Source organism: Paenibacillus sp. Cedars, from assembly GCF_003184205.1.
Taxonomy (GTDB): Bacteria; Bacillota; Bacilli; order Paenibacillales; family Paenibacillaceae; genus Paenibacillus_AQ; species Paenibacillus_AQ glucanolyticus.
The window spans coordinates 5199611-5218350 of the sequence record NZ_CP020866.1 but is presented as its reverse complement, the minus strand read 5'-3'; the positions used below and the strand labels follow the sequence as shown (position 1 = coordinate 5218350).

Below are 18740 nucleotides of genomic sequence, written 5' to 3'. Positions count from 1 at the left end.
TGCCAGCCCGTACATCGGGTTATGGCATCAAAGGGAGTTTTGTTATTACTTCCCGGCTTTCAGAATAGCGAAGCCGAAAGCTGGCAGCTTGACGGTCAGCTGGCCTTGCTTCGCATTAAGGCTCTCGCCGTTCCACAGGTTGGTCCAGGATGGATCCAGTACAGGGACGGTAATCGTGTTGCCGGCCTTATCGTTGTTGATGGCAATGAGGATCGTTTCGTTGTCGTCCTCACGCAGGTAAGCGATTTTGCCGCCGTTCTTCTCGGCATGCAAGAATTTAAAGCTGCCGGTCCGAAGGGCAGAATGCTCTTTGCGCAGCTTGATGAGCGTTTGGTAGAACGTAAACAGGTCCTTGTCGTGTTTCGTCTCATCCCATTCCATGCATTTGCGGCAGCCCGGGTCGTGCCCGCCGTCCATGCCGATTTCGTCGCCGTAATAGATGCATGGCGTGCCGAAATACGTGAACTGGAACATGGCGGCGAGTTTCATCAGACGTTTGTCGCCGCTGGCTTGCGTTAACAGTCTGGCGGTGTCATGACTGTCCAGCAGGTTGAACATCACTTCGCTGGCTTGTCTTGGATATCCCGCAAGCTGCTTGCCAAGCATGAAGGAGAACTTCTCCGCATCTGCGGTGCGGTTGATGAAGAAGTCCAGAACAGCGTTGGTGAACGGATAGTTCATGACAGCGTCAAACTGGTCGCCTTCGAGCCAGATCGAGGATTCATGCCATACCTCGCCTAGGATGTAAGCATCCGGGTTGGCCTTCTTGACAACCTGACGGAATTCGCGCCAGAAGCTGTGTCCCACCTCGTTGGCCACGTCCAGGCGCCAGCCGTCAATGCCGGTTTCCTTAATCCAGTACTCTGCCGCCTTCAGCAGATAAGCTCGGACTTCCGGATTCTCCGTATTCAGCTTCGGCATCAGCGGTTCGAATGCAAAGGTATCATAAGTCGGAATGCCGTCCACGACTTCCAGCGGCAAGGAACGAACGTAGAACCAATCTTTATATTTGGAGTTCATGCCGTTCTTTTGCACGTCAACGAATGGGGCAAACGTTTTGCCGGAATGATTGAATACCGCATCCAGCAGGACGCGGATTCCGCGCGCATGGCACAGGTCCACGAGTTTCTTCAGTGTGTCCTTGTCGCCGAACTGCGGATCGATTTCGAGGTAATCCTCGGTATCGTATTTATGGTTTGTGGTTGCCGTGAACAGCGGCGTGAAGTAAATCGCGTTAACCCCAAGCTCACTAATATAATCCAGGTGGTCGATTACACCCTGAAGGTCACCGCCGAAGAAGTTCTTCGGTGTTGGCTCTGCGCTGCCCCAAGGCAAGGCGCCTTCCGGATCATTGCTCGTGTCGCCGTTTGCGAAGCGTTCCGGGAAAATTTGATAGAAAATGGCGTCCTTCACCCATGCCGGCGGCTGGAAAACGTCATCCGGATTGATGAACGGATACTCGAACAGGCGGTCCGGATTGGCCGGCGGCTCCGTCAGAAAATCATATTCGGTCATCCAGCGCTTTTCCTGGCCCTGCTGGAGCAGAAAGCCGTATTTCAGGCGGCGATAGGGAGGGGTTGCCTCGCACTCCCAATAATCGAACATCTCATCCGAGGACAGCTTGGTCATCGGAATGTATTCCATCGTCTGATCCCATAAATATTTGTCGCCAGCAAGCGCGTACACCTCGGTAATATCATCTTTTTTGGTGCGGATTCTGAGATGGATGGTCGTTCCGTCGTAAGCATAAGACCAGTTTTTGCGCGGACGGTGATAGATGGCTTCCAAGAACATCGATAATTCCTCCTTAGATTAAGTAAAATAAAAAAAGGCACAGCCAGGACTATGAATAGCCGAGGTTGTACCTTTGTAAGATAACATTGCCTTTAGATTATGAATTTGGAATCTCAGGTGTCGATGATTTCATTTGCTCTTTAAAAATATACCATGGGCTGTGAGCGTATACAAGCCCCTCGTAGGACATTCAAGAAGAATGACAACGAATGATACCGGAGGTCCGGCTGGAGCGATAGGCTTGTGGGGAAAGAGCGGAGGTTTGTTGTATAATGGAGAGACAAGGACAGGCCTGAACATGGAGACAGGTATTTTAGGAGGAAATTAAATGCAGTACGATGATCAGATGAAAAACCGGATCAAGCGGATTGAAGGACAGCTTCGCGGGATATTGAAGATGATGGAAGAGAACAAGGATTGCCGGGAAGTCATCACACAATTATCCGCTTCACGCACGGCGATTGACCGGACCATTGGCGTTGTTGTGAGCTCAAATCTGGTGGATTGTGTACGCAAGGCCGAGGAGAACGGTGAGGATACGGAGAAGCTTGTGCTGGAGGCCGTGAATTTGCTTGTAAAGAGCAGGTAATTTGTGAACGGGCAAAATGGGTAAAGGTATGATAACGGCTTTTTTAAGGAGGGTACTCAAATGTCGGTAAATGAACGAATTATTCTAGCCAAGCGGCCGCAAGGTATGCCGGATGAGTCTGATTTTGCGTTTGAGGAACAGCCTTTGCCTGTCCCGCAGGCGGGAGAAGTACTCGTACGGACCGTATACTTATCGGTTGATCCATATATGCGGGGCAGAATGAGTGATGCCAAAAGTTATGCCAAACCCTATGAGGTCGGACAGGTGATTGCAGGCGGCGCAGTAGGGCAGGTGATGGAATCGACGGATCCGACCTATCGGGAGGGCGATTTTGTCACAGGCAGCTGGGGATGGCAGCGCTTTGCCGCTGTGAGCACCGGGACGCTGCGTAAGGTCAACCCGGATCTCGCACCCGTATCGACAGCACTCGGTGTACTCGGGATGACGGGGCTGACAGCTTACTTTGGACTGCTCGATATCGGCCAGCCGCAGGCTGGTGAAACGGTGGTTGTATCTGGCGGTGCAGGTGCCGTTGGCATGATTGTGGGGCAGATTGCCAAGATCAAGGGAGCCCGGGTGGTCGGTATTGCCGGTTCGGATGAGAAGACAACGTATCTGACCGAGGAGCTTGGATTCGACGCGGCGATCAATTATCGGACGGATGATCTGAAGCAAGCTCTAGTCGAGGCTTGTCCCGAAGGGGTTGACGTTTATTTTGACAATGTAGGTGGTGACGTTTCCGATCAGGTCCTGCGCTTGATTAACAAAAACGCGCGGATCCCGATCTGCGGGCAAATCGCACTTTATAATCTGGAGAAACCGGACACAGGTCCGAGAATTCAGAGCTTGCTGCTTACCAATACCGCGCTGATGAAAGGGTTCCTGGTTGGCGATTACGCCAGCCGGTACAATGAGGGACTGCATGAGCTGGCCGAATGGCTGAGAGACGGCAAAATCAAACACGCCGAAAATGTGATCGATGGCTTTGATAAGACCCTGGAGGCGTTTCTGGGGCTATTCACAGGCGAGAACCTGGGAAAACAGCTGGTGAAAGTAAGCGAAGAACAGAAGTAGGAACCTCTGTTTTACAATATAAAAGAGTGCCAGATTCACATGGGGCCTGCAGGAAACTCCTCAAGACGGAGTTTGGGGCCCAGAAGGCATTGGCCTTCCTTCAGTGTGATTCGGCACTCTTTTTTTGCTGTCATGGTGTTGGAAGAGCGTGTTACATCGCAGCCTCCGGGGTCGAGAATTGCTGATACTGGCGATACATGGAGATTCGCCAGTGGACAATCATCCCGTAAGCCAGCATGAAGAACAGCGCCGCTGTCTGCGGGATGGAAATATGCTGCTCAATATATCCATGTAGCAGGAGCCGGACAGCCAGCAGACCAAGCAGGATGTAGACGAAGCTTTTCGACTTCTGCATGAAGATCTGCCCCTCGACCTTCTCGAATTTCGTGCTTCGGATCAGGGGATAGGAGAAGATGAACCAGCCGACCAAAAAGGCTGCTCCTGCCCACCATAAGGGGATGCGGACCTGCTGCTCTACAAACATCAGAAATCCGGTGCTCATCGCAACCGGCGGAATGATAATCTTCTTAACGGTTACGGGACGATGACTCGCTTTCATCCGAATGAAAATCACGGTCACGGCCATAACCAGCATGGCGATCGTAGAGCCTATTTGAAGAATTGGGGAATCGAAGTCAACCACAATTCAGAACCTCTTTCCATAAATAAGATGACACGACAGTGTGCTTCTTCTGATTATAGCACATTCTTATGCCAGGCAAAATCAGGCAAATGCAGAGGTTCCGCGCTTCATCGCTGGCTGTTCTGTTGATGGAGCCCGTCAATGAATATCCGGATCATGAAATTCAGGCTGTCATCCAGATCCAGATCGAGTGCGAATTGACCGGAACGTTCCAGAGAGGAAAAGCCATGACAAAGGCTGCGAAGTGTTCGTACCGTATGCAGAGCCTCCGGCTCACTAAGCTGGTAAGGAGTCAATATCCGCAGCAGCAGCTCCACAATCTGATTCCCTACGCGCTGCGTCTCTTGCTGGTCCGGGCGTAGAGGCTGCAGCGCAGCTTCATACAATCCGGGGTGGGATCTTGCAAAGTCAACATAGGTAAGGCATACGAAACGCAGCGCGTCTTCACCTGAGCGGCCGGCGACAGCTTTCAGCATTTGTTCGTGGAGGGTCTGCAGTCCATGCAGCGTCAGAGCGGCATGCAGACCTGAAAGTCCGTCTACATGATTATACAGGGAAGGGGATCGAACCCCAAGCTTACCCGCAAGTGCAGCCAAGGTCACAGCGTGAAGCCCACCCTGATCCGCGAGCTCGGCCGCGGATTGAAGCAGCTGGAGTCGATCTATGCCGGGTCTCGGGCTCATTTCGTATTCCTCCTGAAAGCGGATTCCGCTTGCGTAACAGCCTGCTGCATGCTGGCGGTTGGGTTGGTTAGCATTTTTCCATGGCCGACAGCCAGAACGGCGGGCTTCAGGGCAGTCAATGATGTGGCGCTTTGCAGCGAATGCTCTTTGCTCCATGTAGCCAGGGCAGGGAAAGGAAACAAGGGATTAAGCATGCCGGATACAGCTAATCCGCCCCGGGTTAGCCAAGCATCGCCCGCAATCAGGATACCGCTGCGCTCATCGAGAAATGCCATATGTCCAGGTGTATGACCCGGGGATGCAATGGCTTTGAGTGAGCCTATGGAATCGCCCCCGCTCAGCAGCACATCGGGAACCGTGGTTATGTTCTTGGGGATCCCTCCACGAATCGGAGTTTGCTGCTCTCCAGGCAGGAGCTCGGCGTTGCCTTTAAGGAGCAAGGCGTCACGCTGCGAGATGTAAACAGAGGCATCCGGAAGCTCCTTCTTTAACCCGTCGAGAGCTCCGACATGATCACCATGGGCATGGGTCAATACGATGCGGGTTATGGGTTTGCCTATAGCGGATGCAGCTTGAAGGATTCCTTTTTTGGAAAAAGACATCCCGGCATCAATAAGTGTCAATCCGTCGTTTTCTTCAACAAGGTAGACATTAACCGGGAATAAACGAGGAAGAAAAGAAATTTGGGTCACGTGCTCTATCGTAGTTTTTAACATAAAAAGAGTTCCCCTTTCGTCGTAAACTAATCATATTAGTATTATAACTAATACAATTAGTTTTATCAAGCCTAAAATTAAGCCTGAATTGTAACATTTTCATGAATTTGTCAATTAAATCGCTAAAATTTTTATAAATTTACCAAATTTTGAGTGCAATATTCATCGTTTTGCGTTACCATAATGATAGATAATCGGAAAAAATTGTAGATTGTTTTACTATGAAGAATGAGGGGCGGACGACATGGATATTTTCAAACGCATCGTTATTTTGATGGTGATGTATGCCTTCTCCGCTGTACTGTTATATATAGCCAGCCAGCACACGCCATATTTGCTTCCTGTCATTTGGATTTCTGCGCTTATGCTGCTGTTATGCGGCATCGCCTATCTGGGATACCACTACTTTTTCAAGATACGCAGAAGACGAAGTTAAACGAAGAATGAAATACAGGTCTGCCCTATCCGGGTGGGCTTTTTTTGTGCCTGTTCGGGACAGCATGCGCTGGGGCTTGAAACTTGTTGTCAGACGATGCCTTTTGTTTGCTTGTCTAGTGAGGTTGGAGAAAAATAAAAAAACCGTTTGAAACACACCGCAGTCTTATATACAGTGATTGAATAACGAGGCAGGTCGGATGAGGGGAAGGTATATCGCATGATGGATCATAAAGAGCTTGCCGCTGCGGCATGCAGAGGGGATGAAGAAGCATTCTATTCACTCGTAACGGAGCACCGCAGGCGTTTATACGCAATCGCGTACAGTTATTTGCATAATGAGAGCGACGCACTGGAGGTATTGCAGGAGACGGTATACCGGGCGTGGATGAAGTGCGGGAAGCTGAAGCATCCGGAGGCGTTTGTTCCTTGGCTTATCCGGATATTGATTAACTGCTGCGTTGATGAGCAGAAACGAAAAAAGCGCATGGTGCCGATAGAGGAGGTACGAAGCCAGGAGATGGCTGCCGAGATGGTCAGTGACAGCAAGCTGGATCTGGAGCAGGCACTCAGCCGCATGAAACCCAAATACCGCCATGTGTTGATTCTGAAGTATTACCAGGACATGACGATCGCCGATATCGCGAAAATTCTGGATTGTCCTGAGGGGACCGTCAAAACCCGGCTTCATCAGGGATTAAAGCTGCTTCGGCAGAAAATCGAGCCAGGAGGTGCCATATTCCATGTTTGAGAAGGAAGAGCGCATGCTGAAAGAGATGAATAAATCCGCGGAGGTCAGCACAGAGGCTGTCACCGATGAAGCGCTGGACGCGGCGGTTCGAAGCGGGATGCGGAGAGGACGGCGCCACCGGCGGCTTCGTGCCCGTTTGGTTTCCTTCTCCGCGGTGATGGTAACCGTAGCGGCCGCGCTGCTGCTGGCAGTCTGGGGCGGGGACGAGAGCGGATTGAAGCCGAAGGAGCAGATGGCGGCTCAAGGGCCGTATCCGCCGCTGACGGGGTTTGATTTTGGCGAAGATATTACGCTGAATACGGCGAATAAATATGGAATGATTCAGCCGGTTAATCAATCGGTAACAAAGGGAGACTACACCGTAACCGTGAACGGGGTGCTGGTGGGCTCCCAGCGGATGGACGTATTTTATACTGTCCAGAATATGGCGGAGGATCCGGCCGACTTGAAGAGGGTCGTACTGAAGCATCCGGGCTCAAGCGATCCGCTGCCCTACAGTGTGGGCTCTTCCGGAGGGAACAAGCTGGCACCCGGTGTGCTGCACCGATCCCAACTGGATGTTCAGACGAATGAGGACACCCCGCTGCCGCAGGAGCTGACCTTCTCTTTTATCCTGGCCCCGTATTCCACGAATACGGTCTATGAATCCTCGGCGGAAAACGAGCAGGTGATCGATATTAACGTTTCCATTGATGTACAGACTGCCCAGAAGTACCTCACCACGATTCCAATCAACAAAATGCTGCAGATTGAGAAGCAGAGGTTCTACTTGAAGGAAGCCGTTCTGTCACCGGCTGGAATTGTTGTGAAAGCCAACATTCCGTCAAGCAATACCATGAAGGTATCCGGTCTGTGGGGTGTTTATCTGGAGACTGTCGTTAACGGTGAGAAGATCAGATTGAACAGCGATTCCGCGTTCTTGCCGGGTGCCGGGGGAGGAGATATGACTTATTTCTTCGAAAGCAATATATTGGAGAAACCCGAATCAATCATGCTGAAGGCGGACGGATTCCAGGCAGTTGACCCTTCCACGATGCAGCTCGTTGTTGATACGGAGAAGGGGAAAGTAATCCGTTCGCCGGATGGAGACATTCAGTTCGGAGAGTATACGAAGCATATGCTGACACTGGAATATGAAGAGCGGGCCGACAGGCATATGGGCAGTGTATCGATTGAGCCCGAGTTCGTGGATGGTGAGGGGAACAAACATATGATTAATGAGGATGCAGGGGGAGTCAACTCATCATCCCATTCTTCTTCCGATACGGGAATAAGCAGGATTACTCAGTATATATACCTTAAACCGCAAGAATATCCTCAGCCGCTCACGTTCACACTAAGCAGCTACCCTGGCGTCATGGAGCAGGCCTTCGAGGTGCCGATTCAATGAAATTAGAGATGCTGAAAGCTCATCAGAATAACCAATGCACCGAATGCGATGATCATTTTGCCAGCAAATTTTAAGTACCATATTCTCAAATCGCTGAGCTCAATGTCATCTCTCGATCTTCTGAACCACCATGAATCCGGATGTCGGATGGAATATATGCCAATCGCGATGAGTGCAATGCCTATTAACGCAGTAAACATGAAGTTGAACATGGATAATCAGCTCCTTTAACCATAATTACGTATGATGATCTGGAATGGTCCCACATTTGCAAGCATGCTATAAGGACGACTCTTGGACACAAAAGGAACTGCCGCCCGACCTGATGACGGGGGCAGTTCCTTTTCTTGTTTCTTTATATCCTAAATCGTAGATTGATTGCGCTATTCCCTATGCTTGTTAGGCGAGCTTCCTTCGGTTCCCTTTGCATCGAGCAGCTCGATTAGAGCTTTGGGTACTCCGTTAAGGAGCAGCCATTGACGCAGCGTCTCGATGGCCCGAATGTGGCCATTCCCTTCATCCCGCCAGGTCAGCAGCTCAACTACCTTAATGACCAGGAGCATCAGCTCCATTTTGTCATGTTCGGTTTGGTCTGCCCGAATTTTTTGAAATACGGCTTCTTTCTCCCAATCAAGCAATATTTCTTCACCTATCGTAGGTTTCATGAGTGAATAGCTGAAATCGCACTGCGGGCAGTGGACCGTGTTAAACTGTTCTGATTCGAACGCAACCCGGATATCAGTTTGACACTGACGGCAGTGGAACTGGACTTGAATTGCTGTGTTTGTGTTTGTCTCCATGTGTGTTGCCTCCTTCTAAGAGAAAGGTATTCTCTTTTTACCCAATACTCGGTAACTATGACCCATCTCCCGCCGGGGAAGCACCAGAAAACATGAAAAAGGACCACCCTTATTCGGGTGATCCTTCCAAATACATCGTCCAATACCTAACCTTCATCCTACTTCGTGCTGCTCTTGACGTGGATCAGCACATTATAGAGGAAAGCCAGAATGCCCAGCGTTACCAGAACGCCACCTACCGCAATTACCGGTTCAACGGATTCAACACCGCTCATCAGTAGTGCGAGACCAATCATCATGACAGGCAGACCGATATTGTGCAGCCAGAAATGCACTTTGCCAACGGTCGATTCCCCGGCTGCAGGGAACAGATGATAGATAACGCCTGCAAGAGCCAGAGACGCCCAGCCCAGCAGGTTGACGTGTGCGTGAACAGAGGCGTAATCATAGCTGTGGGATATAGACATGTACATGCCAAGCAGCACCCCGAGCACAAAGTAAACCGCAGCAATCCTGATTAATTTGACACCCATACAATCCCTCCTAAATGCATGACTACTATGATATATGTCACCTGTGGTGAAGTAGACCTGGATGGAGGAAGATTTAACAAAAAAAAGAAACCGACGACCCTTGCGAGGATCATCGGTTATTGTGAGTGTTTGGTTCATTCAGATTCTATTCAAGCTCCAGCACATCATAGATTAGCCATTGGCCGTTTGCTTTTTTAAGCCAGTAGAGTGAAGTTGTGTTGATGATATCCCCGTCCGCATCGTCGGTTTCCTCGATGTAGACTACGGTTTCCTCTCCCTGGAAGAAGACCGGACGGACAACTTCAGCTGTGAGGTTGAAATTCACTTCATCGAAGATGCCTTCAGCAATGCTGTTCTGGAACATCTCATAGAATGCCGAGTCCGGATGAATAACGGACATGAGCAGGGGACCATTCTCTTCATTGAAGCCCTTGTACTGCGTGTCAATGGATTCGCGGATGGCTTTCAGTTCTGCTTCCGGCACCTTCGGATTCGCATCGAGCAGATTATCCCCTGCCAGATATTCCGTATCATATTGATTCAGATCATAGATTTTCCAGGCACCCGACGCATCCTTTTTCAGGAGATTCTCGTAATGGAGTGTAACATCCCATGTAAAAGGGCCGCTGCTGCGCTCAAGGGTAACGCTGGTGAATGCGTGGATTGATGTTCCCGCTACCGTTACTTCCCATACATCACTCGATACATGAAGGTCGTATTTGAATTGGTTCTGATAGCCTTCTTTGGTCTTCGCAAGAACAGGAGACTTCGAATGGAATAAGGCCATTGCGGCATCCAATTTCTTGGCATTTCCTGCCTCTTCAAGTGCGTGGTAAAGCTTCTTCACCTCATCGGTGGCTTTGTCGATTGCGCCTTCGCGGTCAATCTTGATGGTGCGCGCCTTGGCATCCCACTTCACTGGCAGCCCTGTAGCTTCAGCTACAAAACGAAGGGGCACCAGCGTGTTGCCGGCATCGGTAAAGGGTGCGATCTGGAGCGAGGTTTTGACTCCATTGACATACGCGGTCTTCTGGCCGATGGTCATTTGAAGCTTCTGATCGAGGTATGTACCTGTCACCTGCTTGTTGGCGCTGTTCCAATTGACCTTATAATCCAATGCCTGGAACAAAGGACGGAATTGAACGAAGGTGACCCCGTTCTTCATAATAGGCGCTGCCTGAAACTTGATTTCCTGGTTATCGAGGTAGACCCGGATTTTCCCCTGATTCTTCGCCGGAGCAGCTTGTGCCGCACTTGCGAACAGGAACAGGAATGCGATAGCCAGCAGGCTGATTTTTTTCTTCAATTTGCTGTCATCTCCTTCAACGAATGATAGAATAGAGAGGTAATTGTGGTAATCGTACATGATAAAACCAACGGTAGCAATACATTTCTTTGCAAGTAATTATTGGTAGTAACCAGGAGACGGTTGCCTGCCGGAACCACTTGTAAAAAGTCGGGTAAGCATGAGGCTCCGCTGGGTAATACATAGTAAGAGTCAGGCCGGGTCAACCGGCCCAATTCATTAAACAAAGGAGTGGAGCACATGACAGCAGGACAGGAACTGATATTTTACATAGGAACCTATGGTTCAGAGGAAGAGAATCGAATTCATTGGGGGGCGATGGATCGGGGAACGGGCGAGCTGCGTCTATTGGGCGGAACGGCTGGCATAGAGAACCCGACGTATCTTGATTTTGACGACTCCATCTCCGTGCTGTATGCGGCCAGCGAGAAGGGTGAAAGCGATGTGTCTGCTTATTCGGCCAATCTGGTGAACGGTGAATTGACCCTGCTGAATGTTCAGTCCACCGGTTCATCCGGGGCATGCCATGTCTCTCGTACGTCCAGCGGGAAGTATCTGCTCACGACAGGGTACAGCGATGGACATATTTCGGTGCTTGCTTTGGAGAAAGACGGCAGGGTAGGGGAGATTACTTCCAAAATCAAGCACAGCGGACGCGGGCTCCGGGATGACCGTCAATCGGAGGCGCATCCGCATTCGATATTTGAAGACCCGCTGAACCAATATATCGTAGTCAGTGATCTGGGCATGGATGATGTGAATCTGTACCGTCTGGAGGACGGCAAACTCGTGACCCACCGCGAGATCAGTCTGCCGCCGGGCTCGGGGCCGCGGCATGTTGCCTTTCATCCGTCAGGCAAGTGGGTATACGGCACGAATGAGCTCAACAGTACGGTAACGGCTTATGCCAACGATGCAACGTTCGGGGATTTGAAAATATTGCAGCATATATCCACCCTACCGGAGGACGTTGTGATGGACAGCAACACCTCCTCGCATCTGCTGGTGTCTCCTTGCGGTCGTTATCTGTACGCTTCCAATCGGGGGCATGACAGCATCGTGCAGTATGTAATCGATCAGGAAGCCGGTACGCTTCGTGCAGTCAATTGGGTGTCTTCCGGCGGTAAAACGCCGCGCCATTTTAATATTCTGCCGGATGGCTTCCTGCTTGCGGCGAATCAGGACAATGGCCTGATCGCAAGTTACCGGATCGATCCGGATACTGGCAATCTGGTCTCTACAGGCTATACATTAGAAGTGACACGTCCGGTGTGCATCTGTCCCGTTGAGAAAGCGAAGGCATAAGAGCTGCTAAGCTAGCATGAATTGTGCACCAGACAAACAATAGAACAAGACGAGAAGGGCTGCCGAGTGGCAGCCCTTGTTGTATACCTGATAACCTGATTACAAATCGCAGCGTTCACATTCGCCAGAGCGATGCTTGCAGCAATTCAGGTGTTTAATCATTCAGTGGATTAATGAGCAAAGATGTGATTGCCGATCTGCACCACTTGCGGTCTGGACCAGATCCATTGGCTGGTCGCTGTTTTTGGATTGAAGTAATAAAGGGATTCGTACGTCGGATCCCATCCGCGGACGGCATCCATTGCAGCGAGATAAGCGGTTCGGTCCGGCGTTAGCCAGTATTGGCCGTCATCGACGGCTGTAAAAGCGCCCTTTTGAAAAACAACGCCCCGAATATCATTCGGAAACTCGCCGGATTGAATGCGGTTCATAACAACGGCTCCCACAGCAACTTGTCCTTTGTAGGGCTCACCGCGGGCTTCACTGTATATGACTTTTGCCATGATATCCATCTCGGATTGATTTAACGTATATTTTTTCAGCTGTCTCCAGGTTTGTGCACCGGTAATTCCATCAGCGGGCACCCCGTATTCCTTCTGGAAACGCGTAACGGCTGCTTTTGTGTTAGCTCCATATTTGCCATCCAGCGGTTGCGTGTAGAAGTCCAGTGTTTTCAGACGATATTGAAGGTCCCAGACATCCCCGTTCTCGCTGCCCGGCTTTAACAGCGGAGCTGCCTCTGTTGTTTGGGCAAATGCGGGCATGAACAGAAGGATACTCAGGAAAAGAGCAGAAATTATTTTCCATGATTGCTTTCGTATGGTGATCATCTCCTTTGGGGTTGAATTATAAGGATGGAAACAGCTTCATACAACCATCAGTAAATGGAAAATCGCGCAGTGACTGCGTTAGTGGCACCAAAAATGGTTCTGTGGACCGAGTTGTGACGAACTTGAAATTTTTTGAAAAAAAGGTTTGACAGCTGGGGGAGGACTTATTACAATAGCTACATAACATACTAAACAGGTAGGAATTATATTATATTGTTCTCACCGTATCGACGGAGGAACGCTCGAAGACAATGCAGGCACGGCATGAAGCCGGTTTGACTCTGTTCTGTCGAGCTTTCCTCCGTCTTTTTTTGCCATAAGGCCTGTTTAGTAGAGATTAGTAGGGGGAGTGATCCATATGAAAAAGGTGTTGAAGCAAGGGATACTCGTAGGTTTGACAGTGCTGTTGACAGCGGCGCTTACGGCTTGCGGTGCACAGAAAACAGAGACAGTTGCAACCGCCGATGGAGAAGCGCCGGCTTCGGGTTCAAGCAGCAAGCCAAGTGTGGAACTGCTCAATGTTTCTTACGATCCAACTCGGGAGTTATATGACCAGTACAACAAAGCCTTCGCAGCCCATTGGGAGAAGGAGCAGGGACAGAAGGTCACGTTCAAGCAATCGCACGGGGGTTCAGGGAAGCAAAGCCGCTCGGTCATCGACGGTTTGGAGGCGGATGTGGTCACGCTGGCCCTCGGTTATGATATCGATGCGATCCGTCAGGCAGGCTTGATCAATGAAGGCTGGGAGAGCAAGTTTGAGCATAACAGCGCTCCCTACACCTCGACCATCGTATTCCTCGTTCGCAAGGGCAACCCGAAAGGCATCAAGGATTGGCCGGATCTGATCAAGGACGGCGTGGAAGTCATTACGCCGAATCCGCAGACCTCCGGCGGTGCACGCTGGAACTATCTCGCGGCGTGGGGATATGCCTTGAAAGTGAACAATAACGATGAAGCGAAAGCGCAGGCATTCGTTAAAGAGCTGTTTACCCATGTGCCCGTGCTCGACAGTGGTGCCCGTGGTGCGACAACGACGTTTGTTGAGCGTGGGATTGGGGATGTGCTGCTGGCTTGGGAGAATGAAGCCTACCTCTCCATCAACGAGCTCGGGCCGGATAAATTTGAAATCGTGAATCCATCGGTCAGTATTTTGGCAGAACCGCCGGTCGCCGTAGTGGATAAGAACGTTGACAAGCGGGGAACCCGTGAAGTTGCGGAAGCTTACTTGAATTATTTGTACAGTGAAGAAGGGCAGACGATTGCGGCTGAGAACTATTACCGTCCGACGCTTGCAAGCGTAGCCGACAAGTACAAAGAGAAATTCCCGACTATCGAATTGTTTACGCTTAAGGACGTATTTGGAACATGGGAAGAAACACAGACCAAGCATTTCAATGACGGCGGCATCTTTAATCAGATTTACGTGCCAGGCAGCTGATCGGCATCAAGCCGAAGGCAGAAGGGGATGAGAGGATATGGCTTTGATCCAAGTACAGAGACAAGGCAGAGGTAATCGCAGAGTGCTCCCCGGTTTTGGAATCGGAATGGGACTCACCGTGTTATATATGAGTTTGGTAGTGCTGGTGCCCTTGTCTGCATTACTTCTCAACCAGACCGGACTTACATGGGAGAAGTTCTGGTCTGTTGCGAGTGATCCGAGGGTACTTGCTTCTTACCGAGTGAGTCTCGGGACGGCGGCGATGGCGGCACTGATCGATACGTTACTGGGTTTGCTGCTGGCATGGGTGCTGGTGCGGTATGACTTTCCTGGTAAAAAACTGTGGGATGCCTTGATCGATTTACCCTTCGCGCTGCCAACCGCAGTGGCGGGGGTTGCCTTGACTGCGATCTATTCCTCTAACGGATGGATTGGATCTTTGCTTGAGCCTCTTGGCATCAAGGCGGCTTTCTCGCCCATGGGCATAACGCTTGCCTTGATGTTTATTGGCATACCGTTTGTTGTACGGACGGTACAGCCGGTGCTGGAGGATGCGGAGCGGGATACGGAAGAAGCGGCAGCGACACTCGGAGCAGGTCGATGGCGTACTTTTCGTACCATAATCCTGCCTACCCTGATCCCGCCGCTGCTGACTGGTTTTGCATTAGCTTTCGCCCGCGGAATAGGGGAATATGGATCCGTGGTGTTCATATCGGGGAATATGCCTATGAAGACGGAGATTGCACCGCTCTTGATCATGACCAAGCTGGAGCAGTTTGATTACGCCGGTGCAACGGCAGTTGCCTTGATTCTGCTGCTCATCTCGTTTGTACTGCTCTTGGGCATTAACATTCTACAGCATTGGTCGCGGAAAACCGCGCGCTAAGGGGAGGGTTACATAATGGCTGGAACTGTGCCTTCTGCTATTTCTGCAGCGAAACGCAGCGCGCCCTCCTCTCCGGCAGCAGCGGAGAGACCGTGGGTAAAATGGACATTAATCAGCTTGGCTGGATTTGTGCTTCTGTGGCTAATCGTATTGCCGCTTGTTACCGTTATGTCTGAGGCGTTTAAGAAGGGATGGGAGGTATACATCGCTGCCTTATCCGATCCCGATGCTTTATCCGCACTTCGGCTGACATTGTTGGTAGCGGCAATTGCAGTACCGCTCAACTCGATTTTTGGCGTTATCGCAGCCTGGACCATAACGAAGTTTCCTTTTAAAGGAAAGAATCTGCTTGTCACGCTGCTGGATTTGCCGTTCGCGGTATCGCCCGTCATCGGGGGGCTGATCTTCGTGCTCATATTCGGCCGGCAGGGGTGGTTCGGCCCATGGCTGGGCGCCCATGATATCAAGATTATATTCGCTGTACCCGGCATTGTGCTTGCTACGTTATTCGTTACGTTTCCGTTTGTGGCAAAGGAACTGATTCCGCTCATGGAGGAGCAGGGGACGAAGGAGGAGGAGGCAGCCGTAACGCTTGGCGCCAAGGGCTGGCAGATATTCTGGCGGGTTACCCTTCCCAACATTAAGTGGGGGCTGCTGTATGGCATTATTCTGTGCAACGCCAGGGCGATGGGCGAGTTTGGCGCGGTCTCCGTTGTATCCGGCCATATCCGCGGCGAGACCAACACCTTACCGCTGCATGTCGAAATTTTGTATAACGAGTATCAATTTTCGGCATCGTTCGCCGTCGCCTCATTATTGCTGTTATTAGCGCTGGTTACACTGCTGCTTAAAAATTGGTTTACACGAAAAAATGCTCATTGACAGTCCTTTCCAACCCATGCTAATGTAAATTCATACTATGTTGGTTGGAAAAGAATGATTAACGAGTGCAAGCAAGTGTAACCCATCATTTCAGGTCGTGTCGATGAGTATATATTTTGGGGCTTTGCCCGGTAAGGAGGCGTATCCATGGCTAAACCGTTAAAGGTGGATGAAATGTGGCTCGAACGCATAGCAGGCCTGCTGAACGACATGGAATTCGGTTCGCTGCAAATCGTAGTGCATGAGGGTCAAATCGTCCAGATGGAACGAACGGAGCGCAAGCGTTTCGAGAATACGGCCTCCGGCACGGTGAAGACGTCGGGACCAGCCCGGGCGCCCGGCCAGCAGCGAAGAACGAACACAAGATGATCCCTAAGGATAAGCAGAAACAGAACTTCCGCAGATATAATGAAATGCGGCCTATTGAGCAGACATCGGAGTGTTAGCCGATGCAGACGATAGGCGCATGTCATGACTAATTGGAAGTTCTTTTTTTTGTATAAGCACAAGAAAGTGGATTATTAATCCGTACTTACGCAAAATCTTGCGATCTGAAGATCATGAATTATAAATAACAGCCCGGCCGTATTGATCGGCGCGGGCTGGATGTGCTGCATCGTTCTGTTTTATCTTGACCGCAAAGGGCTGTTGACGGTCTCCGGTTCAGTTAGACCAGCTGAGTCAATTAGAGGATCATATTCTCCGGTAGGGTGCAGGAATTGCTCCATCAGCTCCGGGTGACCTGCGTAGGGACGCTTGCGCCGCTGTCGCGTGGCTGTAACCCGGAAACCTGCCAGATACAGCAAACACTGGGTAGCCAGAACGTAAGGAGAGGCCTCAATCCAGATTAAATTAGTCAATGCAGAGATGAGAATCAGCAGATGCAGTACGGTATAGATAACGCCATGAGACCTTCTTCTGGAATCCATCAACAGACGGTAAAAAGAGACCGTTGCAATCATACTGGAGAGCCATAAACACCATACCTCGGGGTTTGTCCAGGCAGAGGACTGACGGAGCTCCTGGACGAGAATCGCAGTCCACAGGATCGCAGCTCCCAGTGACAGTGCAGGTACGGCAGGTTTCAGAAGCAGCCATAGTCCCATCCCCCATCCGGGTTTCTCAAGACGTCCAACCAGCTCATCGCGTTCCTTCATCAGCCGGTCGATTTCGCGATTCAGCAGTTTGTGCAGTGTTGTCAGCCGGGATTCATCGCGGTCGCTTAGAAAGGTATCAATCTGTTCGTGGAGTTCCCGAATCAGCAGGTCTGCGGATTTGCATTCCTGAAGCAGTCGGATGAGGAGATCCTCCGGGATAGCCGTTCGAGTCGGTCGATTGATTACCGTGCCGAGAGGTCCCGCAAGCCTGGTGTAGATGGACAAGGACTGACGAATACGGGCAAGCGAATCCTTGCGTGCACCCAAGAGACGGGATGCACTGTATATGTACAGGCCCGAAAATACCGCTGTGGCCAGAAGCACAGCCACCAGCGCGTTCAGAGAGCCAAAGATATCAATCATCCATTCCGTAAGGGACAAGCCGATCCCTCCTTCAATATTCTACCTTTCACTATTGCACAAGAAGGAAGGGAATTCAAGCCGATTCTGAAACAGGCAGCTATGGAGAGCATGGGGGTTGCGTATAACGTTACGTCATATCCTATAGTCACCTTAGGAGGGGATTGAGTTGAAACGAAAAAAAGGATGGTTGATCTTGGGTAGCATTCTCATTGCTATACTAGCTATACTGACGGTAATAGGCTTTCTATTCAGAGATGACGGGTCGTTAAGCGGTTTTGTTACAGAGGATGGGCATAAGGAATACGCGGCGGCTTATGATGAGGCGATGAATCAATTACCAGAACCGGTTGAATCGATTAAGGTTAATACCGATTTTGGCGTGGTGCAGCTCTACAAGTTCCGGGAGAGCGATACACCGCATAAAACACCCTTGTTGCTGCTTCCCGGAAAAGGATCTGCTACACCCATGTGGGAGGCCAATCTAAGCGGCTTTTTAGAACACCGGCCTGTATATACCCTTGATTTGATAGGAGAGCCGGGTTTAAGCACAGAAACCAGACGGATCGAAACCGCTGCGGACCAAGCAGCTTGGTTAGAGCAAGTGCTGGACCAGCTGCCGGAATCAGAGATCCACCTATTAGGGCTGTCGTTCGGCGGGTGGAGTGCGGCGAATGTGGCGCTCAAGCATCATGAGAAGATTCACTCGCTCATATTGCTGGACCCTGTCTATGTGTTTGGCCCCATTCCACTGAAAATGATACTTGTATCCATTCCGGCGTCTGTGCCCATGGTGCCCAAACCGATCCGGGAGAAAATGCTCAGCTATATATCCGGCGGGGCTGAAGTTGATGACAGCGACCCGACCGCCAAATTAATCGAAACCGGTATGCGGACATTCAAGAGCAAGCTGCCCATGCCGGAAGCCATCAAGCCGGAACGACTAGCTGAGCTGACGATACCGGTGCTCGGAATTTTAGCTGGACAATCGACGATGCATCATGCTGAAAAGTCGTATCAAACGGGGATGGATTCCCTGAAAGACCCTAATAGCGAGATGGTCGTATTTGAAGATGCCTCGCATGCAATTAACGGGGAATACCCTAAAGAGTTACTGGAAACGATAGAAGCTTTTTTAGCGAAAATCGAGTAAGGGACAGGAAGGGAA

21 protein-coding genes are annotated in these 18740 nt (G+C 50.6%); 11 read left to right on the top strand and 10 right to left on the bottom strand.

Features of this window, described 5'->3' with window-relative positions:
* Positions 1-45 precede the first annotated feature (45 nt).
* Positions 46-1794, bottom strand: coding sequence for an alpha-glycosidase (locus tag B9D94_RS25550; RefSeq protein WP_006207979.1), 1749 nt, complete (start codon positions 1792-1794; stop codon positions 46-48).
* A gap of 328 nt (positions 1795-2122) precedes the next feature.
* Here B9D94_RS25550 and B9D94_RS25545 point away from each other — a divergent pair, with 328 nt between their 5' ends.
* Together B9D94_RS25545 and B9D94_RS25540 are read left to right on the top strand one after the other, a co-directional pair.
* Positions 2123-2383 (top strand): metal-sensitive transcriptional regulator, encoded by a 261-nt coding sequence (locus B9D94_RS25545; protein ID WP_036643802.1) that lies wholly within the window; start codon positions 2123-2125, stop codon positions 2381-2383.
* A 60-nt stretch (positions 2384-2443) separates the two neighbouring features.
* Entirely contained in the window at positions 2444-3457 is a 1014-nt protein-coding gene (locus tag B9D94_RS25540; RefSeq protein WP_148248306.1) for an NADP-dependent oxidoreductase, read from the top strand.
* A 151-nt stretch (positions 3458-3608) separates the two neighbouring features.
* Here the strand turns inward: B9D94_RS25540 and B9D94_RS25535 are convergent, their stop codons facing one another.
* The 3 genes from B9D94_RS25535 to B9D94_RS25525 all read right to left on the bottom strand — a co-directional run bounded on the left by B9D94_RS25535 (position 3609) and on the right by B9D94_RS25525 (position 5499).
* Entirely contained in the window at positions 3609-4100 is a 492-nt protein-coding gene (locus B9D94_RS25535) for a cytochrome c biogenesis protein CcdC (protein WP_006207982.1), read from the bottom strand.
* Between the two features lie 107 nt (positions 4101-4207).
* Positions 4208-4783 carry a TetR/AcrR family transcriptional regulator gene (locus B9D94_RS25530; protein WP_036643796.1) on the bottom strand — a complete coding sequence of 192 codons (576 nt, stop codon included), beginning with the start codon at positions 4781-4783 and terminating at the stop codon, positions 4208-4210.
* On the bottom strand, positions 4780-5499 hold the full coding sequence (locus B9D94_RS25525) for an MBL fold metallo-hydrolase (protein ID WP_006207984.1): 720 nt from the start codon (positions 5497-5499) through the stop codon (positions 4780-4782). Before B9D94_RS25525 ends, B9D94_RS25530 begins: the two co-directional genes overlap by 4 nt.
* A 244-nt stretch (positions 5500-5743) precedes the next feature.
* Between B9D94_RS25525 and B9D94_RS25520 the strand changes: the two genes are divergently transcribed.
* From B9D94_RS25520 to B9D94_RS25510, 3 genes are all read left to right on the top strand, one after another.
* Positions 5744-5935: a hypothetical protein gene (locus tag B9D94_RS25520; RefSeq protein WP_006207985.1), complete on the top strand. Its 192-nt coding sequence runs from the start codon at positions 5744-5746 to the stop codon at positions 5933-5935.
* A gap of 219 nt (positions 5936-6154) precedes the next feature.
* Positions 6155-6685 carry a sigma-70 family RNA polymerase sigma factor gene (locus tag B9D94_RS25515; RefSeq protein ID WP_148248304.1) on the top strand — a complete coding sequence of 177 codons (531 nt, stop codon included), beginning with the start codon at positions 6155-6157 and terminating at the stop codon, positions 6683-6685.
* Positions 6678-8075: a DUF4179 domain-containing protein gene (locus tag B9D94_RS25510; protein ID WP_006207987.1), complete on the top strand. Its 1398-nt coding sequence runs from the start codon at positions 6678-6680 to the stop codon at positions 8073-8075. The genes B9D94_RS25515 and B9D94_RS25510 overlap by 8 nt, the downstream gene beginning before the upstream one ends.
* Before the next feature lie 2 nt (positions 8076-8077).
* Here the strand turns inward: B9D94_RS25510 and B9D94_RS25505 are convergent, their stop codons facing one another.
* The 4 genes from B9D94_RS25505 to B9D94_RS25490 form a co-directional block, all read right to left on the bottom strand.
* On the bottom strand, positions 8078-8287 hold the full coding sequence (locus B9D94_RS25505; protein WP_006207988.1) for a DUF6199 family natural product biosynthesis protein: 210 nt from the start codon (positions 8285-8287) through the stop codon (positions 8078-8080).
* 171 nt (positions 8288-8458) lie between these two features.
* Positions 8459-8875 carry a hypothetical protein gene (locus B9D94_RS25500; protein ID WP_006207989.1) on the bottom strand — a complete coding sequence of 139 codons (417 nt, stop codon included), beginning with the start codon at positions 8873-8875 and terminating at the stop codon, positions 8459-8461.
* 158 nt (positions 8876-9033) lie between these two features.
* Positions 9034-9408, bottom strand: a complete 375-nt coding sequence (locus B9D94_RS25495) for a hypothetical protein (protein WP_006207990.1) — start codon at positions 9406-9408, stop codon at positions 9034-9036.
* A gap of 145 nt (positions 9409-9553) precedes the next feature.
* Positions 9554-10714 (bottom strand): copper amine oxidase N-terminal domain-containing protein, encoded by a 1161-nt coding sequence (locus B9D94_RS25490; RefSeq protein ID WP_148248302.1) that lies wholly within the window; start codon positions 10712-10714, stop codon positions 9554-9556.
* A gap of 240 nt (positions 10715-10954) precedes the next feature.
* Between B9D94_RS25490 and B9D94_RS25485 the strand changes: the two genes are divergently transcribed.
* A complete protein-coding gene (locus B9D94_RS25485) occupies positions 10955-12019 on the top strand; it encodes a lactonase family protein (RefSeq protein ID WP_006207992.1) in 1065 nt (354 codons plus the stop codon).
* Between the two features lie 170 nt (positions 12020-12189).
* Here the strand turns inward: B9D94_RS25485 and sleB are convergent, their stop codons facing one another.
* The gene (gene sleB / locus B9D94_RS25480) at positions 12190-12849 is read right to left on the bottom strand and encodes a spore cortex-lytic enzyme (protein ID WP_036643777.1); all 660 of its coding nucleotides are present in this window, start codon (positions 12847-12849) and stop codon (positions 12190-12192) included.
* A gap of 358 nt (positions 12850-13207) precedes the next feature.
* Here sleB and B9D94_RS25475 point away from each other — a divergent pair, with 358 nt between their 5' ends.
* The 4 genes from B9D94_RS25475 to B9D94_RS25460 all read left to right on the top strand — a co-directional run bounded on the left by B9D94_RS25475 (position 13208) and on the right by B9D94_RS25460 (position 16424).
* A complete protein-coding gene (locus B9D94_RS25475; protein ID WP_006207994.1) occupies positions 13208-14287 on the top strand; it encodes a sulfate ABC transporter substrate-binding protein in 1080 nt (359 codons plus the stop codon).
* 37 nt (positions 14288-14324) lie between these two features.
* On the top strand, positions 14325-15173 hold the full coding sequence (gene cysT / locus B9D94_RS25470) for a sulfate ABC transporter permease subunit CysT (RefSeq protein WP_006207995.1): 849 nt from the start codon (positions 14325-14327) through the stop codon (positions 15171-15173).
* A 15-nt stretch (positions 15174-15188) separates the two neighbouring features.
* Positions 15189-16055, top strand: coding sequence for a sulfate ABC transporter permease subunit CysW (gene cysW / locus B9D94_RS25465; RefSeq protein ID WP_148248299.1), 867 nt, complete (start codon positions 15189-15191; stop codon positions 16053-16055).
* 147 nt (positions 16056-16202) lie between these two features.
* Positions 16203-16424, top strand: a complete 222-nt coding sequence (locus B9D94_RS25460) for a YezD family protein (RefSeq protein ID WP_006207997.1) — start codon at positions 16203-16205, stop codon at positions 16422-16424.
* Positions 16425-16681: 257 nt separating this feature from the next.
* Here the strand turns inward: B9D94_RS25460 and B9D94_RS25455 are convergent, their stop codons facing one another.
* Positions 16682-17593, bottom strand: a complete 912-nt coding sequence (locus B9D94_RS25455; RefSeq protein ID WP_148248298.1) for a hypothetical protein — start codon at positions 17591-17593, stop codon at positions 16682-16684.
* Positions 17594-17741: 148 nt separating this feature from the next.
* Here B9D94_RS25455 and B9D94_RS25450 point away from each other — a divergent pair, with 148 nt between their 5' ends.
* Complete coding sequence (locus B9D94_RS25450; protein WP_148248296.1) at positions 17742-18725, top strand: alpha/beta fold hydrolase; 984 nt, start codon at positions 17742-17744, stop codon at positions 18723-18725.
* The last annotated feature ends 15 nt before the right edge of the window (positions 18726-18740 follow it).